Here is an 18369-nt window from a genome sequence, read left to right as displayed (position 1 = left end):
TAGAAGCGCAGGAAGGGTCATCTCCTTCAAGCTTCTACAACAACGCCCTTCGCGAAAAGATGCGTGCTGAAAATGGGTTTTCTCTTGGACGCGAAAGGTATAACTAGCGTTTTCCTCCAAATCGACCCGTCGCGTAGGCATCAGGACCATCTGGCGGGCCAATCAAATTTACTGTTCCGCCCACGGATTCAGCTTTCTCACCAAAAACCGCTCCATTGACGACTCCGAATGTAGTAACCGAATCTCCATTGCCACCAGACGGGCGTATACTGTAGGTTCCCTGTGGAGTATTGAAGGTAAAACTACCATCCTTGTTAAGGACTCCTTCGCGTGTTTGTATGTCGACGACTGCTTTACCTGTATCAAAATTAATCGTAAAGCCCTGTGCTTGGCTTTTTCCAAAATCGATGGTCCCTTGGAATTTACCGCAGACATCACACGAACTTTCGATGCCATTGAAATAAATCTCCCCGCCAGACAAACCTTGGTAATCATAAACTGCCTGGTTAGCAGTCAAGTCAGCGATCGTGTCTTGCGGCGTCAGAATACCCTCGGCGAAGCTGAAACGGGATTCAAGAAAACGGTATACGTTGCCACTGTTTGATTCCCAATTTTTAAACTGAGGATCAGGTTCATAATAACCGATTTCCAGTGATGGAAATGCCTGACTCTCCGTTACTACGCGGCGAAGCGGAATCGCGATATTGTCGTTGCCGTCACCGGATCGCCCGTCTTCAAAGTTGACGAGGAGGGTAAGTTCGGAAGCATCGACTTCAAAAGTAAGCCGGCCAGGCCCATCAAGTGGATTATCGCTAGGGGAACGTTGGATTACATCAATTTGTTCCCCGTCTATCAAGGCATTCGGCGCAGTGTCAAACGCCGGATCCAACTCAGAATTTCCTTTTTTTAAAATAAAATAAGGGTCGCGCACTATCTGCAATAAAGGGGCTCCGGCTGCGTCTCTCCCTTCCTTCACTAAGTAAGCCGAATGAAAGCCCTTTATGATTGGTGTCGGTGTTGGCGTCGGTGTTGGCGTCGGTGTCGGCGTCGGTGTCGGCGTTACAGCTGCGTTTTTCTCAGCTCCAAAGGTACCTTGCGAACCATTACCTTCATAAATACCACCGATATAATTGGCGTCCTTACCGTAGAAGGCACCATTAGTATTATACTCACCCTTTTTACCTGTGAATTCGTTGCCATTGATATCAGCACCTAGTGCAATATCGCCGGCTTTAGTAAAGCTTAGCTTACCATCGACTTTTTTCGCAACGAAATCAGCTGTAAATTCTGAGCTACCATACTCAATGGCATTCCCTGAACCTACTTTACGATTGGTGGCATCGCCAGTATATTCAAACTTACCTTCACCCGGTAGAGTTGCTGTTTTATTACCAATGACTAATACGCCGTCCACTGGGATTTGATTTCCTAATGCATTCACCTCACCATCAACATGGGCGATACGGAGTGCACCATCAGTACCGAAATCTTTATAGGTTGAGGTATAAGTTAGGTCGTCTTCACCCAGCACATTGCCTTTGCCTTGATGAGATTTAAACCCACTTCCGGTGTCAACATCATTGTCACCAGATAAGGCAACTGCTACTGGTTTTTGAACAATTCCTGTCAAAGCTTCATCAGCGCGGGCATCGGCATCGGATACGCTACGAATATCAAAAGTACGTGTGGTTACTTCTTTTACCCCTGCAATCGCTCCTGTATTCACAGAAAGATGCTGTGCACCTGATAATTTAGTTTCTGCTGCAGAGCTATAATCCGCAGGTGTTGGTGTTGGTGTTGGTGTTGGTGTTGGTGTTGGAGTCGGTGTTGGAGTTGGCGTTATTGTTTCAAATACATCGCCAAGATTATAAGAAGGCTCATCAGTCGTATTACAGGCGGCGAGGATCATTGATGTTAAGAGTACTACACTGGCTTTTAGCGGGGTCTTGAATTTTTTAGCTGTCGATACAGCAGTGATTGAATGACGGTTAGGTGACATTCTTCTTCCTCCATGGATGATTAATTGATATTCCTTTATCTACTACTTGTACTACTAATGTTTAGATAAGAGCTATAGATAACCAAATTTAGTTTACAAAGTCAATTCATAACAGCTGACTGCTGTTGATAAAAAATGACGCAAACGTTCATTTGTGAGAGGTTAAAAATTTATATGAGTATTAACTCAGTACTCAATAAGATAGATAATAGTCATTAGTGAAGCTTATCTAACTCACTAGATAAGCTTTTTAAGAACTTTATTCAAAATAATACTATCAAATGCAATTTTACTGACTTTGGTAAGAGATTTTTACGCCCGCAATATAACCATCATTGTCTTCAGCCTTACTGACGATACTACCATTAGGTAACTGTCCAGTAGCATCGCCAAACTTAAGATACTTGCCGCCGACAGATACTGCCCACTCTGGTGTGACATTGTATTTAATGCCACCACCAATACTATAAAAACCTTCAATGGTACCAAGTGAACTCACAGGGTCTCCAGCACCAGAATCATAGCCGAGAACAACTGAACCAGCCAATTTTTCATTAAATCGCTTAGCTAAACCAACATCGACCTTCCACTGATCTTTTTCGTAGGATAATAATGGTAAACCTTCTGGTACCGCTGCCTTTGAGAATACATTATATAAAGGCGGAACAATCGAAAAATCACTCCAAGGTACCCAGCGAACATCCAGCGTTCCTAATAGTTGATATTTCTCACTCAAACCTGTCTGTATATTTAAGTTTACTGATTCAGGTGTGGTAACTGTCGCCTCAGTTGTCGCATTGGCTTGGATATCATATCCAGCACTTCCTGGAATCTGAGAAAGAACAAGGCCTTTATATTCACTATCTAAAAGCGGAACTCTCTCAGCGATATCTGTTTTATGTTCAATTTCAGAACGATAAGTTAAAGCAGCATTAAGCGCTATTTCAGGTTTGCTATAAGCAAGACCTGCAACCCAGCCGTAATCAGTATCCGCATTAACGTTAGCATCATAGCCTGTTAACGGACCATAGGCTTTACCTCGCAAATGTACGTCCGCTTTTGCTTTTTGCATTACTGGGCCACCAAATACTTGGAAACCATTAGACTTGTAACCAACCAAACCGGTCCAAGTCTCAGTATGAACACTAACATTGGTATTTTTATTATAATCAGGGTCTGTTATTGCAGAATTTATTTTTTCGTTTTCAGCACCTATTCCATTGAATTTAGGTGTGATAAGCGTTTCTTCACCTACTTTTGATACGAAATTACTATCACCTTTATATTCTACCTCTGCCCCGAATGGCTCATCATAAAAGACACCAATACTTATATTGTCATTGACGTCCGTTTTGACACCATAACGCATAAAGCTATAGGTATCATCAGTAGCATTACCGGTACTCTTACCTTTAACATATTCAGCTTCAGTATTTGTTATACCAAATTTATTGCCCGCATTGTCATGAGCAGATACCTTGGTATCGATATAAGCAAAATCAACTTCTGCATAGGTTCCGGGATTAAAAAAGCCTTTGATATCTTGACCAGAACGATCAAGACCAGCAGCTTGCGTCAATGATGCAGCCGATAAAGCAAAAAGAGCGAGAGTAAGTTTAGAGATAGGGAATTTTTGAGACACTTGATATCCTCCATGAATATAATAACTGGCAAATAGCTTGGTTATGATATGTCTTATATCAGTAACTTCAGCTGATGCTGTGCAATCCTTTGCCAAACGACTTTGAACTAAATCTTTAGAAGTAAGAATCGATGACTCGATCTTCACATTTCTTAAATATCAGACATTACAGCTATGTAAGATAACGTAACCGACTTAAGTATCATAATTAAAGTTGAGTCTTATAGCAACTCTCTTTTTGAACTTTAAAGAAATAGGCTAAAGCCGATAGAGTCTTTACTAAAAAACAAATATAAATTGGTACGACTCAAACCTATAATATCAGTACATCTTAATCAAAAAAATTATGTATTAGACATATTAGTCAGAGGACTTTTTTATATTAATTTCTAAATATATAAGTATAAAAAAAGCAAAGCAGCCTTTAGGCTGCTTTGCTTTTATGAACATTAGTTTCTCTAATTAGAGACAGAAAACTTAATTACTCGCCTTGGTAAGACAATTTTACGCCAACGATATATCCATCATTGTCTTGGAAATCACCAACCAATTTTTGAGTTGGCAATTGACCTTTGGCATCGCCGAACCATAAGTACTTACCACCTGCTGATACTGCCCATTCGGGAGTGACGTTATATTTAGCGCCCAAACCAACACTATAGTAACCATCAATAGGACCTAATGATGTTGTTGGATCGCCAGCACCGCTATCCCAACCAACTGTGCCACTTACGGCTAAAGCTGGTGCTATACGCTTAGCAAGACCAAGCTCTACTTGCCATTGGTCATCTTCATACTCAACCAAGTCTAAGCCATTAGGACCATATCTACCTTGACTAACTTCATTATATAAAGGAGGAGTAATAGCAAAGTCACTCCATGGTACCCAACGTACTTTTGCAGTGGCTAAAGTTGTTGGGTTAATGCCAGTCTGGAAATCGAAGTTGACTGATTTTGGTGTGGTTAACTCCATATTAGTCACTTGTTCAATAGGAAGATCCCGAGGAGGTCTTTCAGCTCCACCAATGGTTGTTGCTAGAGGATATTTCTCATAAATATTCATACTATGATCAATTTCAGATCGATAGGTTAAAGCAGCTTTTAAAGCGATTTCAGGCTTGCTATAAGATATACCTGCTAGCCAACCGTAGTCTTGATCTGGGCTAATATGTGACGTATATCCAGTCGCTGGTCCATAAGCAAGACCACGTAATTTCACATCAGCTTGTACACGCTGTGCTACTGGACCACCATAAATTTGGAAGTTTTTATCTGTGCCAAGCTTCATACCAAGAATAGCCGTTATGCTCTCACTACGCACTTCAACATTGGTACCTTCACCTGCATTACCCGCTTCAGCACCTGCTATGGCTGCTGCTGTACCAAAAAAACTGGCTTGTTCAGCAAACTTCTTTGCGTTAGCTGCTTCGGCGGCGGCTTGAGCTGCAAGACCTTGTGCTACTTGTGGATCAGTAGCTGCTGCTGCTTGAGCGGCAAAACGTTGTGCAGCCGTTTGAGATGCTATAGCTTGCGTTTGGTTAGCGCCAGCTTGTCGTCTAGCATCGTTGAAGCCACTAGCTTTGCTGTCAGTTAGTGATATTGCTGAAGCATCAAGATCGCCTTTTGATACAAAGTTATTGTCACCACTATAAGCAGCAGCAGCACCGAAAGGCTCATCGTATAAGATACCCACACTAAAGGTATCATTGATATCTGTTTTTACACCATAGCGGAAAAAATCATAAGACTCAGCAATATCGCCTGTTGCATTGCCTTTTTTGTAGGTGTTATCAAGAGGGTTACCATTAGAACTGTCATAACCGCTAACGTCAGCGTCGATATAGGTATATACAGCTTCGGCATAAGTGCCATCTTGTAAGAATGCTGTGATATCTTGACCTGAGCGATCAAGACCTGCAGCATTACTCATACTGGCTACAGAAAGAGTAGCTATCGCTACGGCAAGGGTTTTTAAGTGAAAAGTAGCGCGCATTGTGTATCTCCAAACATCCTCGTTGTTTAATCGTTATAATAATCAACATTTAGCATTGTTACGCAAAATATATGATTATGTAAACGATGTCCTAAAATGAATAGTAATGACTTTCTGACACTAAAACAACAATTAAAACGCTTTATTTCTTGTTAATGACTGAGCGGTACAAAACATTAAATTACTTTAATAAACAATAGTTTACTTACTATACAATCAGTAATTTCTAACTTATATTATTGGCGAACTTAAATCGGAAAATATAGCTTTTTACTCTTAAATTAAAAGGTATTTATTATTGTATTTTTCTTTATTATAAACATAAAAAAAACGACCCATTTAAGGTCGTCTTTTTATCTAAAAAATATAACTTATATGAATATTAGTAATTTTCAGTTTTACTTAGCTTGATAAGATAGCTTCACACCAAGGGCAAAACCATCATTGTCTTCAAAGTTACTAACGACATTCTTAGTTGGTATTTGACCTTTAGCATCGCCGAACCATAGGTATTTACCACCGGCAGAAACTGCCCAGTTCTCAGTGAAGTTATATTTTGCACCTAGACCCGCGCTGTAATAACCTTCGATAGGTCCTAATGACGTCACTGGATTGCCAGCGCCACTATCCCAACCAATATTACCAGTCACGGCTAGTGCTGGCGTTAGTCGCTTAGCTAAACCTAATTCTACTAACCATTGATCTTTGTCATAGCTCACTAAAGACAAACCTTCAGGGTACTGCGCTTTACTCACTTCTGTATAAACAGGAGGTACGATTGCAAAGTCACTCCATGGTACCCAGCGTACTTTTGCTGTCGCTAAAGTCGTTGGATTGATACCTGTTTGAAAATCAAAGTTTACAGATTTTGGAGTAGTGATATCTATCTCACCAGCTTTTTCAATGCTGGCTGCAGGATAGCTTTCAAATATTGGTAAAGTATGATCAATTTCTGAGCGATAGGTTAACGCAGCTTGTAAAGCAATTTCAGGTTTACTATAAGACATACCTGCTAGCCAGCCATAATCTTGATCTGAGCTAATATGAGCGGTATAGCCAGTCGCAGCACTATATGCCAGTCCACGTAGTTTTACATCAGCTTGTACTTGTTGAGCAACCGGACCGCCATAAACTTGGAAATTTTTATTTTCGCCAAATTTCATGCCAAGAATTGCAGTGATATTTTCAGTACGCACTTCAACGTTGGTTCCTTCGCCTTTGGTATTAAACTCTGCTTGTGCCGCAGCCACAGCTGGCGCTAATGCTTTGTATTGTGCTTGCTCTGTAGGCGTTAATTCAATTTTATTGTCAATTTTATACTTAATTCCACCTACTGTTTGAGCCGCAGATGCAAAATCCTTAATCTTACCACCTGATACAGCATTAATCGTAGCGTTGCGATCACCTTGAGCAACAAAGTTGTTGTCACCACTATAATCGGCAGCAGCACCAAAAGGCTCATCATATAGAACACCAACGCTGAAAGTATCGTTGATATCGGCTTTTACGCCGTAACGGAAGAAGTCATAAGATTCTGCGATGTCATCTATTTTCTTACCTTGCTGATAAGCATTTTTATCTGGGCCAACATAAGCATTATCATAACCACTGACATCAGCATCTAGATAAGTATAAACAGTTTCGGCATAGGTGCCATCTTGTAAAAATGCCGTGATATCTTGACCTGAACGATCAAGACCTGCTGCACTAGCGATACTAGCTGCAGAAAGAGCAGCCAAAGCTACCGTAAGAGTCTTTAGATTGAAATTTGCGCCCATTGTGTATCTCCAAACATCCACATTGTTTTACCGCTACACCGAACTTTGTTAGGTAGACAGTATCTAAGGTGAAGGATACTAATGTTTTTTTTACATTAAGACAACCTAAAAACACATTATTTCTCTAATATGACTCAATAGTCATCGTACGGTGTATTTATGCAAAAACACACATATACGCTTATCATAAACAGCCCATCAGACGGCTTATCAGTAAGAGGTCTTTTGCTACTTAATAATGTGGCGGTCTATCTGCCACAACATCAAACGGCGCCACACCGCCCTCTCCATCTTGGCTTTCGACTTGCTTATAGATAAACTGCACCTGTCGCTGCAAGGTTTGGATATCTCTGTCTTGACGCGTAATAACCTCATCAAGCCGTTCTACGGTAACCTCAAGGTGAGACAGGTTCATCTGCAATTCAATAACCTGTGCTTGTAAATCCGCTTGGGTATCTGACAGCTTAGCTTGATTATTGGAAGGTTTGCTATCTATCGAATTCAGTTCATTCATATTTTTCTCAATACCAGATAATGTAGTCATGACCTTTGTCAAATCTCATCCATGACCATTTAAAATAACCGTTATAAAATAGTGCTTATAAATGCATTTACGCATACTACAGTTAGGTGGCAGCATGTTATACTGCTAGCAATTTTGCAACAACCCCTACCTCACTATTATATAAGCTTAAGATATTCTATGGCATTGATACATTTAAAAGATATTCACTTAGCCTTTGGCGTCGCTCCTGTTCTTGACGGCATTGATTTTGCGATTAATGCGGGCGAGCGTGTGTGTTTGATTGGCCGCAATGGCGAAGGTAAATCCACCTTATTTAAACTGATTAACGGCTCATTGCAGCCTGACAGCGGTGAGATTATCACCAATAGCAGCATGCGTGTTGCGATGCTAGAGCAAGACGTCCCTGAAACCAGCGGTCGTATCCTGGACATCGTGATGGGCGGTAGCCGCCGTACCGCTGATTTGCTCATCAACTATAATAAGCAAGTCGATATGTGTGCCAACGGCGATATGGACGCTTGCGAGCATATGGCAACCTTGCAGCATGATATCGATGCGGTACATGGCTGGGATTTAGAGCGTGATGCAACCCGTCTGATTACAACCATGGGACTCGATCCTGAAGATGATTTGTCTTCACTCTCTGGTGGTCGTAAACGCCGCGTACTACTTGCACGTGCGCTGGTTACTAAGCCTGACGTGCTATTACTCGATGAGCCAACCAACCATTTAGACGTTGAAAGTATCGAATGGTTAGAGCGCTTCTTATTAGATTGGCAAGGTTTGACCTTATTGTTTGTGACTCACGATAGAGCATTTGTGAATAAGCTTGCTACGCGTATCGTTGAGCTTGACCGTGGTCAATTGACGAGCTATGACGTGACCCAAGGCGCAAAAGGTTATGCGCGTTATCAAGAATTAAAAGAGCAGCAGCTACTTGCTGAAGAAAAAAATAATGCTAACTTTGATAAGAAACTGGCACAAGAAGAAGTTTGGATTCGCCAAGGTATCAAAGCGCGTCGTACCCGTAACGAAGGTCGCGTCCGTGAGCTAAAAGCCTTGCGCGAAGAGCGTAGCGGTCGCCGTGAGCAAGTCGGTAACGTCAATATCACTATGGGCGAAGGCGAGAAAAGCGGCAAGCTGGTCTGTAAAGTTAAAAACTTGCATCTGGAATATGATGGCAACGTCTTGGTCGATAACTTTAGCACCATGATTATGCGCGGCGATAAAATTGGTATCGTTGGTCCCAACGGCGCTGGTAAAACCACGCTCATTAAAGCCCTACTCGATATGTCTGACGATGAAGTGACCAAAACAGGTACAGTTGAGCTTGGCACTAATCTGAAAATTGCCTTTTTTGATCAGCTGCGTGATCAGCTAGATTTAGAAGCCAGTGTTGCGCAAAATGTCTCAGAAGGTTCAGACTTCGTCGAAGTTGGCGGTCGCAAAACGCATATCATGAGTTATTTGCAAGACTTCTTATTTGCCCCAGAACGTGCACGTACGCCAGTCAAAGCCCTATCAGGTGGTGAACGTAACCGTGTATTACTTGCCAAGCAGCTATTAAAGCCTGCTAACATTCTGGTACTCGATGAGCCAACCAACGATTTGGATATGGCCACCCTTGAACTATTAGAAGAGTCTGTTAGTAGCTTTAACGGTACTATCTTGCTGATTAGCCATGACCGCTCATTTATGGACAACGTCGTCACTTCTACTTGGGTCTTTGATACTGATGAAGACGGCAAAGGGGTGGTCAAAGAGTATGTCGGCGGTTATCAAGAATATTTGGTACAAAAAAACCGTGAAGAAGCAGCAAAGGCTAAGAATGCTAAATCGTCTAGCGATAATGCTGCCAATAGCAAATCTAGCAATAAAGCTACGGTAGCCGCAAAGCCTAATACCGCTGCTAAAAAGCTCAACTATAATGAGCAGCGTGAACTTGATAATTTACCAAAAGAAATCGCCGCGCTTGAAGCTGAGCAAACTCAGCTAGAAGAAAAGCTGGCTGACGGTTCATGGTTTACCAAAGATATTGAAGCCGCGACTGCCGCCAGTGAGCGTTTATTGGTCATCGAAGATGAGATGATGACTAAGCTTGAGCGCTGGCATACCCTTGAAAGCTAGTATTTATAGTTAGTATAAAAAATAAAGCACTACAAGCTTAGTCTGAATTATGACGCCCTTACCTTTAATGGTTATGCCTTTAATAGCTATCTTATTAATAGATATCTTATTTAAAATGCACTATTAAAGGTAGGGCGATTTATAAGTATTTCATTTTAGTAAGTAGAAATAAATAGCCAACGGCTACTTACACAGTAGTGATGTGCTGAAAGTTAGTGAACATTGTCTGAATTTCAAGTATCATTCGCTATTGCTGAATATCCTTATTAATTATAAGGTCATTATTCCTATAAGCCTTGTTGCATACAGGCATTTGTTAAACATTGATAAGTAAGGTCTTTTAGACCCATTATCTGGTTTAACGTTGTAGCGTGCCCTATCAAGGTTGCTTTATTTTTAACACAATAATTTATTTTATGACCGAAATAGCTTAGAATAGCAACAATTAGCAAAATTAGGCACAGCTAACGTGGCTTGATAATTGTAATTTTTCTAAGCCACAAACCCAGTGTGGGATAATCCCATTTCATTCACCTGGAGGAAGTTTTAATGAGCCATGCCGAAGGCGTTAACGTACAACGTCGTAGAGTTCTTATTGCCTCGACTGCCGTAATTGGTGCAGCTGGGGTAGCTGCTGTGGCAACACCTTTTGTCCGCTCTTGGACCCCAAGCGCTAAAGCTGAGGCTGCTGGTGCGGCAGTGACCCAAGATATTGGTTCTATCGAGGCAGGACAAATGATTGTCGTCAAATACCGTGGTAAACCTATCTTTGTGGTCAAGCGCACTGAAGAGATGCTGACCACGCTTGAATCAGTAAAGCCACTATTATCTGACCCCGATTCTGATGCATCTTTGCAACCTGAATACTGTAAAAATCCTGAACGCTCTATCTCGCCAGAAGTATTGGTGGTAGAAGGCGTCTGTACGCATTTAGGCTGTGCACCAAACTACCGTCCTGATGTTGGCGCAGCCGATTTAGGTGGTAATGATTGGTACGGTGGATTTTTCTGCCCATGTCATGGCTCTAAATATGATTTAGCGGGTCGTGTTTATAGTGGTGTACCTGCACCGCTTAACTTGCCCGTCCCAGAGTACAACGTGGATGGTACCATCTTGACGATTGGGGAGGCTTAATATGAGCATGGGTAAAAAGTTAATGCATTGGGTGGACGCGCGTTTTCCTGCGACTGAAACCTATGAATATCATATGTCAAAGTACTATGCACCAAAGAACTTTAACTTTTGGTATTTCTTTGGCGTGTTATCAATGGTGGTACTGGTCAACCAGTTAGTCACTGGTATTTGGCTGACGATGATGTACAACCCAAGTGCCGAAGGGGCATTTGCCTCTGTTGAATACATCATGCGTGATGTTAAAGGTGGCTGGCTCATCCGTTATATGCACTCGACTGGCGCATCAGCGTTCTTCGTCGTGGTGTATTTGCATATGTTCCGCGCCTTGCTATATGGTTCATACCAAAAACCACGTGAGCTTATTTGGCTCATCGGTATGGGTATTTACCTAGCATTGATGGCAGAAGGTTTCTTCGGTTACCTACTTCCTTGGGGCAACATGTCATTCTGGGGCGCACAGGTTATCTTAAACTTACCTGCTGCTCTGCCTGTGATTGGTGATGGTCTTGCTGAATGGGTACGTGGTGATTATATTATCTCAGGTATCACCCTAAACCGCTTCTTTGCCTTGCATGTGGTTGCGATTCCGCTGGTGCTTGTGGGCTTAGTCTTTATGCATTTAGTGGCGCTACATCACGTTGGTTCAAACAACCCTGATGGCATCGACATTAAGAAGCTAAAAGATAAGAATGGCGTACCATTAGACGGTATTGAATTCCATCCGTACTACACTGTGCATGATATGGTGGGTATTGTTGTCTTCTTTATCTTGTTCTTTGCAGTGGTGTTCTTCTTCCCAGAAGGCGGCGGTTTCTTCCTTGAGCCACCAAACTTTGAGACAGCGAACTCGCTAAAAACGCCTGCGCATATTGCGCCAGTATGGTACTACACACCTTTCTATGCCATCTTACGGGCAGTTCCTGATAAGCTTGGTGGTGTTATTGCGATGGGTGGTGCGATTGCCGTACTGTTCTTAATTCCATGGCTTGATAGATCTCCAGTACGCTCGATACGTTATAAAGGCATCTTGTCTAAGATTGCACTTACTATCTTTGCGATTAGCTTTGTCGTACTAGGCTACTTGGGTGCAACACCTGCAACCCCAACGGCGACTATCATGTCACGTATATTCACAGTTCTATATTTCTTGTTCTTCTTATTGATGCCGTTTTACACTGCCATTGAGAAGTGTAAACAGCCACCAGAACGCGTTACCGGAGGTCACTAATGAGCACGCTAATTAAATCCCTAGCTGGTCTAGGCTTAGGCGCGGCATTAACCTTGACTGCTGGTAGCGCACTGGCAGCAGGCGGTGGCTGCGGTACTTTCACCAATGCTGACGGTGTGGTAGAACACCTAGCTTGTAGCACAGCCCCCATTGATTTTACCAATAAAGGCTCGCTACAAAACGGCGCGAAAATCTTTATGAACTACTGTGCCGGTTGTCACTCCGCACAGTACGTTCGCCACTCGCGCATTGCTAAAGATTTAGAGATACCACCTGAGCTGGTCGAGAAGTATTTGATGGTCACTACCGATCAAATCGGTGACCATATCAATGCTGAAATTGACCCTGAAGTCCAAGCATCATGGTTCGGCGCGGCTCCGCCAGATTTGTCTCTTGAGACACGTCTGCGCGGTGATGATTGGGTATATACTTACCTGTTGTCATTCTATGAAGATCCAAGCCGTCCTTGGGGTGCTAATAACTTAGTGCTTGCCAACGCTGCGATGCCTCACGTCTTGCATAATATGCAAGAAGAGCTGAGTGCCGATGAGTTTGAATCTGAGGTTGGTGACTTGGTTAACTTCATGGCGTGGATGGCTGAGCCTGTTCGTCATGACCGCCAAGTGATTGGTTTCTTTGTGATTTTATTCTTATTAGTATTACTAATCCCAGTTTACTTATTGAACAAAGAGTTCTGGAAAGACGTAAAATAATTTAAGTATTAAACACTAAGACTGCATCATATAAAAGGTACTACTTCGGTAGTACCTTTTTTATTCTCTGACAAACCGTTAGACACTAAAGTATTAGCTGAAAATAAGGCTGCCCCCTAATGTTTACGTACGCTACCTTGATAAACAGAGCCACATTGTTTACGATAACAGGCTTTACTAATATATTAGGCTTTCATGATTGATGCGAATGACATTCCAAGTAGTCAGCTGATTTTATACGCTGATGACGGCTACGACAGTCATGTGGTGCGTCTATTACTTGAAGAAAAAAAGCTTGCCTATTATTTATCACGTTTGCACTCTGAGCGTCCTGAAGATTTGACAGAGCTCAACCCCTATCACACCCTGCCTGTCTTGCAGCAGCGGGAAATTGCGCTATATGAGATTAACGTCATCTTTGAGTATCTTGAAGAGCGTTACCATGCCAATAAGCTATTGCCTGAAACGCCGCAAGAGCGCGCGCAATTCCGCCAATTAGCATGGCGCATTCAACGCGATTGGCTGGTACTCGGTAAACGCCTGCTGATGCATCCAGACAGTTTCAATAAAGCCCAAGCTGCCATGGCCAAAAAACAGCTGAGCGATTCACTCATTACTTTATCACCACTGTTTGCCCATAAGCCTTACTTTATGGCAGATGAATTTGGCTGGTGTGATGTGCTCTTAGCGCCTCTACTATGGCGGTTGGAAGAAATGGGCATTGAGCTACCGCGCGCTATCAGTCGTCCTCTATTTGATTATCAAAAACGGATTTTTGAGCGTGATAGCTTTCAAAAAAGCGTGCGCTAATTAGACAGCAGCAAAGTGCTACCTTAGAATAACCAATAATTAAGCATGAACGACTTTTTTTATAACGAACACTCTACCGTCAATCCTTTTTTAATTATTATTTCATATCCTCAGTATAGGAAACCAAAGATGAGCGAAGAAACCACCTCTATTACCCCAACCCGTCCTTATATGGTGCGCGCGATATATCAATGGATAGAAGACAATGCGCTCACGCCGTATCTGATGGTGGACGCCACTGCCGACAACGTACAGATTCCAAGAGAGCATGTACAAGATGGGCGTATTGTGCTCAATATTGCCAGTCGTGCGACCGGTAATATGAGTATGGGAAATGATTACATTAACTTTAGTGCGCGCTTTGGTGGGGTATCACAAGAGATTTGGGTGCCGCTAACGGCGGTAATGGGCATCTATGCCAAAGAAAATTCGCAAGGGATGTTTTTTGACCCTAATGAATATGACAATTATGAACCTGAAGAGGACGCTGTTGCGAGTAGCAGCTCTAAAACCAACGTTGCAGCGCCTAAGCCCAAACGTGATAATAAAGCCGGTTTAAAAGTTTTAAAATAATTGACCTTAAAAAAATAATCGACTTTGAAATAGCCAAATTATAAAACAATAAAAAAGCCAGTCATATTAAATATGCTGGCTTTTTTATTGTCAGTCTAAAACACTTAATTTATTGGTGCTTAAGTTCTAGACGCCTAAGTTCTTGGCAGAGTTACACCGCGCTGACCTTGGTATTTACCACCGCGGTCTTTATAACTGGTTTCGCAGACGTCATCAGCATCACTTTGGAAAAATAGCATCTGTGCCACGCCTTCGCCGGCATAAATACGTGCTGGCAAATTGGTAGTATTACTAAATTCTAACGTCACGTGCCCTTCCCACTCAGGCTCAAGCGGCGTCACGTTGACGATGATACCGCAGCGTGCATAGGTTGATTTACCGAGGCAAATGGTCAATACGTCACGTGGAATGCGGAAATATTCCATCGTACGCGCCAATGCAAACGAGTTTGGCGGAATAATACATTCGTCACCAACGATATCGATAAAGCTTTTCTCATCGAAGTTTTTAGGGTCAACGACAACCGAATGCACGTTGGTAAAAACTTTAAACTCAGGGGCACAGCGCACATCATAACCATAGCTTGAGGTGCCATAACTGACCAAACGCTCGCCTGCATCATTAAAGCGTACTTGACCTGGCTCATATGGTTCAATCATGCCATGTTCTTCGGCCATTTTACGAATCCAGCGGTCAGATTTGATAGACATTGTTCTTCCTTAGCAAAAGCAAATATTTAATAGTGGTTATGATACCGTATTTCGATAGCGACGATTATACGGAATTGGCGCCTCAATTTATAGAGCCTCAACGACTTTAAAATAAAGCATGCTATTCAATATCTAATAAATGCCTTACTGATGTCTTGTTGCTGCTACTCAAACCTACGCTCACCACACTACCATTTAGCAAAATGATCTTCTGCCAAGCCCATTACCTTATCAATTTTAATGACCTCATCTCCTAAGCGAATCTCTCCACTATATAATCCAAGCCATTGCTCAAAGATACTGGCAAGCACACCGAAGTTATCGGTCTTTTTATAGACGGTAATTGGCGTAAAGGTTAAATCAATATCAACCTTGCTCCAGCCGAGGTTGTGATGATAAATACGCCACGTATTCTGCGCGGGTGTATCCAAATCTTGACGTATAAACATCACGGGCGGCAGATAAACTATCTGACCATCAAGCCAGCACGCATTTTCACTGGCTCCCGTTTCATTGACGCCCATTGATAAGTTCAAGGTAAAATGACGACCATCTGGCAAATAGCTATTAATACAGCTCCAAAACCAATTGGTCTTATGACGCATATAGCCAAGCGTCCAATCTAGATTGGCGCTAGTGGTATCAATAAAGTCTATTTTCTGAGCTTTAGCATCGGGAGAATTGAGAGAATCGAGGGTATGAGCAGCATCAACGTTAAATTTTGAATTGTCTTTAATGCGTAAATGCCCAGATACAGCGGTTAATGGTTCTTTTTGGGTAAACGTCCATCCGCGCCTGCCCGTTGGTGTACAGATAGCAAGTGGCTGTGATTGCCTTGCTAAGGTTGCATTGAGTGTAAGGTTTTGACTGTCTAGCACAACGTTAATCTGCGAAGGCGTAAAATCTAAATTGACGGTTAGTTTGGCATGAGTAAATGCCATCTGCCCTTGATAGCAATCGCCTGTCAAATGCGTCTGCCGAGTCAAAGGCTGCAAGGCTTCATCAACTTCTAACTCACCAGTCTCATCATTGTAAAGATAGACAAAGGCACTGGTTGCGAGCTTAATCGTCGCCAGTGCTAAACAGATTCGATAAGGCGGCTGAATAATTTGAATAAAGCAGAATTGGTTGGCTTTAAGCGCTTTACGCCAGTTGGGCAGTGCTTTTTGCGAGATAAGATGACTGTGATAGTCCAGATAATTGATGCTCTTAACTTTCGCAAATACGCCAAAGGTAGGTTGAGCGTTTTGAATAAGCTGGTCAAGTTCAACTGGTCTAAAGTGATTAGCGGTAGGTTGGTTATTATCATTTTGCTTCATTTTTACGGCATCCTAGCCAAAATTCATTGCGAGACTACCTGTCCTTGGTAGCTGACTGCGGTACTTATGATTCTTCTTTTTGCCTGTCCTGATGCTGCCCAAACTGCCTCTCTAATGGCTTTAATCTCTATCGTGGTCAACCCATCTGCTAGCGTTTCGGTTACATTCGCTACTGCAAAGCCATTCAATGCAAATGCATGCTTGGGAAACTTAAGCAATAAATCAGTCATGGCTTGTACTGCTTGCGAAAAATCAGCAATCACCATTCGTCGATTACTAAAATCCGCATTAACCTGATGGCGTTTACTACTGCCATCTTTATAGTAACAAACGCCAATCAGTTGATTGTTTGAGAGCTCAATCACGTATATCGGTGGGCGCAATAACTTTAACAATTGATACTGCTTGGGAATATTGTCTAAATGACGTTGATAAATCGATAAGCTCACGATATTCCCTTTTTAAAATTAAAACCATTCAAGTTTATATGCTTAGGCTATTTTGCTGTCAATAAAAGCCATTAGCACTATTAAGAGCCATTAGAAAACTATTAGAAAATACGCTTATCATCGACAGGTTTGGCAAATTTACTAATATTGGCTTCGATATTCTTAGCAATACTTAGATAATACGGCGCAAACTCATCATCGGCCAACACGCTCGGCTCCCCTTTATCCACTTGTGCACGAATACCGCTGGCTAATGGCAACTGCCCTAATAGCGGCACCTGATACTGCTCAGCGATAAACTCACCACCACCCGTACCAAAGATAGCTTCGGTATGATTACAGTTGCTACAGGTATGCAGCGCCATGTTCTCAACCACGCCGAGCACTGGAATATTGGTCTTGTTAAACATCTCGATACCCTTTTGCGCATCGAGTAATGCAATATGCTGCGGCGTCGTGACAATCACCGCACCTGTGACGGGGATACGCTGTGCGAGCGTCAATTGGATATCGCCCGTACCTGGTGGCATATCAATCACTAGGTAATCTAATTGTGGCCAGTTGGTTTGGTTATAAAGCTGCATCAGTGCACCGGTGGCTTTTGGCCCACGCCACGCGACAGGGGTGTTATCACCGTCGAGCAAGCTACCAATCGATAGCATCGCCATACCATGCGCATCAACTGGAACAAACTGCTCGTTTTCGAGTTGCGGCTTTACATCGGCGACGCCCAGCATGGTTGGCATACTAGGACCATAGATATCAGCATCGAGGACGCCAACACGGTTGCCCAGTTTTTGTAATGCCAAAGCGATATTAACGGTGGTGGTTGATTTACCAACACCGCCTTTACCAGATGCTACGACAATAATATGACGAATACGCGGATGCGCGGCCAATGAAGCTTGCGTTGGCGCGGCCTTAGTAATTGGTGGTTCACTGTCGCTATTAGACTGTGCGCTAGGCTTAGATTGATTTGCCATGGCATCCGTGGTCTTTGGCATTTGCTTTGGTAAGGTTGAGCCTGCCCCCTTAGCTGGTGCCGACAGCCGCACATTCATATGAATGGTTTTGATGCCATGCGGGTGCAGCAGTTGCCCAAGCTCTTGCTGAATGGTTTCAGGGCTACTGTCTTCTGGCAGGCGTAGGTCTAAGGTAAGCTCTTCACCGTTGCGCTCCAGTCCCAGCACCATGGTGGCAATGCTAAGCGTACCTACTTCATAGCCGAGCAGCACCTTATCCACGGCACTGTCACGTTCTGCCCGCTGCTGCGGGGTTTCGGTTTTTGGGGTCGGTTTATTTTTTTTCATAAAGTTAAACATAGCTACCGTTACTGCCTATACAAGTGGGTGGGCATGGTAAAAAACT

The 18369-nt window shown here is 42.8% G+C and carries 15 protein-coding genes; 6 read left to right on the top strand and 9 right to left on the bottom strand.

Going from position 1 to position 18369, the window contains the following annotated elements:
- Positions 1-103: 103 nt before the first annotated feature.
- From B3Q63_RS06720 to B3Q63_RS06700, 5 genes are all read right to left on the bottom strand, one after another.
- A complete protein-coding gene (locus B3Q63_RS06720) occupies positions 104-1999 on the bottom strand; it encodes a transferrin-binding protein-like solute binding protein (RefSeq protein WP_296175129.1) in 1896 nt (631 codons plus the stop codon).
- Between the two features lie 289 nt (positions 2000-2288).
- Positions 2289-3641: an OmpP1/FadL family transporter gene (locus B3Q63_RS06715; protein ID WP_271134055.1), complete on the bottom strand. Its 1353-nt coding sequence runs from the start codon at positions 3639-3641 to the stop codon at positions 2289-2291.
- 481 nt (positions 3642-4122) lie between these two features.
- Entirely contained in the window at positions 4123-5634 is a 1512-nt protein-coding gene (locus tag B3Q63_RS06710; protein WP_296175127.1) for a hypothetical protein, read from the bottom strand.
- A gap of 398 nt (positions 5635-6032) precedes the next feature.
- Positions 6033-7412 carry an outer membrane protein transport protein gene (locus tag B3Q63_RS06705; protein WP_296175125.1) on the bottom strand — a complete coding sequence of 460 codons (1380 nt, stop codon included), beginning with the start codon at positions 7410-7412 and terminating at the stop codon, positions 6033-6035.
- Positions 7413-7644: 232 nt separating this feature from the next.
- Positions 7645-7956, bottom strand: coding sequence for a SlyX family protein (locus tag B3Q63_RS06700; RefSeq protein ID WP_296175122.1), 312 nt, complete (start codon positions 7954-7956; stop codon positions 7645-7647).
- Between the two features lie 159 nt (positions 7957-8115).
- Between B3Q63_RS06700 and B3Q63_RS06695 the strand changes: the two genes are divergently transcribed.
- From B3Q63_RS06695 to B3Q63_RS06670, 6 genes are all read left to right on the top strand, one after another.
- The gene (locus tag B3Q63_RS06695; RefSeq protein WP_201625719.1) at positions 8116-10065 is read left to right on the top strand and encodes an ATP-binding cassette domain-containing protein; all 1950 of its coding nucleotides are present in this window, start codon (positions 8116-8118) and stop codon (positions 10063-10065) included.
- A 549-nt stretch (positions 10066-10614) separates the two neighbouring features.
- Positions 10615-11199: a ubiquinol-cytochrome c reductase iron-sulfur subunit gene (gene petA / locus B3Q63_RS06690; protein ID WP_201564749.1), complete on the top strand. Its 585-nt coding sequence runs from the start codon at positions 10615-10617 to the stop codon at positions 11197-11199.
- 7 nt (positions 11200-11206) lie between these two features.
- Positions 11207-12427: a cytochrome b gene (locus B3Q63_RS06685; protein ID WP_372829985.1), complete on the top strand. Its 1221-nt coding sequence runs from the start codon at positions 11207-11209 to the stop codon at positions 12425-12427.
- Positions 12427-13140, top strand: coding sequence for a cytochrome c1 (locus B3Q63_RS06680; RefSeq protein ID WP_201625718.1), 714 nt, complete (start codon positions 12427-12429; stop codon positions 13138-13140). The genes B3Q63_RS06685 and B3Q63_RS06680 overlap by 1 nt, the downstream gene beginning before the upstream one ends.
- A 195-nt stretch (positions 13141-13335) precedes the next feature.
- Positions 13336-13950 carry a glutathione S-transferase N-terminal domain-containing protein gene (locus tag B3Q63_RS06675; RefSeq protein WP_296175117.1) on the top strand — a complete coding sequence of 205 codons (615 nt, stop codon included), beginning with the start codon at positions 13336-13338 and terminating at the stop codon, positions 13948-13950.
- Between the two features lie 129 nt (positions 13951-14079).
- Complete coding sequence (locus tag B3Q63_RS06670) at positions 14080-14523, top strand: ClpXP protease specificity-enhancing factor (RefSeq protein WP_201619472.1); 444 nt, start codon at positions 14080-14082, stop codon at positions 14521-14523.
- Positions 14524-14657: 134 nt separating this feature from the next.
- Here B3Q63_RS06670 and dcd read toward each other — a convergent pair whose 3' ends face one another.
- From dcd to apbC, 4 genes are all read right to left on the bottom strand, one after another.
- Positions 14658-15233, bottom strand: a complete 576-nt coding sequence (gene dcd, locus B3Q63_RS06665; RefSeq protein WP_149489812.1) for a dCTP deaminase — start codon at positions 15231-15233, stop codon at positions 14658-14660.
- Positions 15234-15421: 188 nt separating this feature from the next.
- Positions 15422-16552 carry a DUF2804 domain-containing protein gene (locus B3Q63_RS06660; protein ID WP_296175114.1) on the bottom strand — a complete coding sequence of 377 codons (1131 nt, stop codon included), beginning with the start codon at positions 16550-16552 and terminating at the stop codon, positions 15422-15424.
- Between the two features lie 23 nt (positions 16553-16575).
- On the bottom strand, positions 16576-17001 hold the full coding sequence (locus tag B3Q63_RS06655) for a hypothetical protein (RefSeq protein ID WP_296175113.1): 426 nt from the start codon (positions 16999-17001) through the stop codon (positions 16576-16578).
- 101 nt (positions 17002-17102) lie between these two features.
- Positions 17103-18323, bottom strand: a complete 1221-nt coding sequence (apbC, locus tag B3Q63_RS06650; protein ID WP_296175111.1) for an iron-sulfur cluster carrier protein ApbC — start codon at positions 18321-18323, stop codon at positions 17103-17105.
- Between the last annotated feature and the right edge of the window lie 46 nt (positions 18324-18369).

Source organism: Psychrobacter sp. UBA2769, from assembly GCF_002352555.1.
Taxonomy (GTDB): domain Bacteria; phylum Pseudomonadota; class Gammaproteobacteria; order Pseudomonadales; family Moraxellaceae; genus Psychrobacter; species Psychrobacter maritimus.
The sequence above is the reverse complement of the archived record's forward strand: the minus strand, read 5'-3'. Positions and strand labels throughout refer to the sequence as shown.

Bases quoted from the DNA above. Each gene is read 5' to 3' on its own strand.
- B3Q63_RS06720 (WP_296175129.1), bottom strand. From the start codon at position 1,999: ATGTCACCTAACCGTCATTCAATCACTGCTGTATCGACAGCTAAAAAA.
- B3Q63_RS06710 (WP_296175127.1), bottom strand. From the start codon at position 5,634: ATGCGCGCTACTTTTCACTTAAAAACCCTTGCCGTAGCGATAGCTACT.
- B3Q63_RS06705 (WP_296175125.1), bottom strand. From the start codon at position 7,412: ATGGGCGCAAATTTCAATCTAAAGACTCTTACGGTAGCTTTGGCTGCT.
- B3Q63_RS06700 (WP_296175122.1), bottom strand. From the start codon at position 7,956: ATGACTACATTATCTGGTATTGAGAAAAATATGAATGAACTGAATTCG.
- B3Q63_RS06695 (WP_201625719.1), top strand. From the start codon at position 8,116: ATGGCATTGATACATTTAAAAGATATTCACTTAGCCTTTGGCGTCGCT.
- petA (WP_201564749.1), top strand. From the start codon at position 10,615: ATGAGCCATGCCGAAGGCGTTAACGTACAACGTCGTAGAGTTCTTATT.
- B3Q63_RS06685 (WP_372829985.1), top strand. From the start codon at position 11,207: ATGGGTAAAAAGTTAATGCATTGGGTGGACGCGCGTTTTCCTGCGACT.
- B3Q63_RS06680 (WP_201625718.1), top strand. From the start codon at position 12,427: ATGAGCACGCTAATTAAATCCCTAGCTGGTCTAGGCTTAGGCGCGGCA.
- B3Q63_RS06675 (WP_296175117.1), top strand. From the start codon at position 13,336: ATGATTGATGCGAATGACATTCCAAGTAGTCAGCTGATTTTATACGCT.
- B3Q63_RS06670 (WP_201619472.1), top strand. From the start codon at position 14,080: ATGAGCGAAGAAACCACCTCTATTACCCCAACCCGTCCTTATATGGTG.
- dcd (WP_149489812.1), bottom strand. From the start codon at position 15,233: ATGTCTATCAAATCTGACCGCTGGATTCGTAAAATGGCCGAAGAACAT.
- B3Q63_RS06660 (WP_296175114.1), bottom strand. From the start codon at position 16,552: ATGAAGCAAAATGATAATAACCAACCTACCGCTAATCACTTTAGACCA.
- apbC (WP_296175111.1), bottom strand. From the start codon at position 18,323: ATGTTTAACTTTATGAAAAAAAATAAACCGACCCCAAAAACCGAAACC.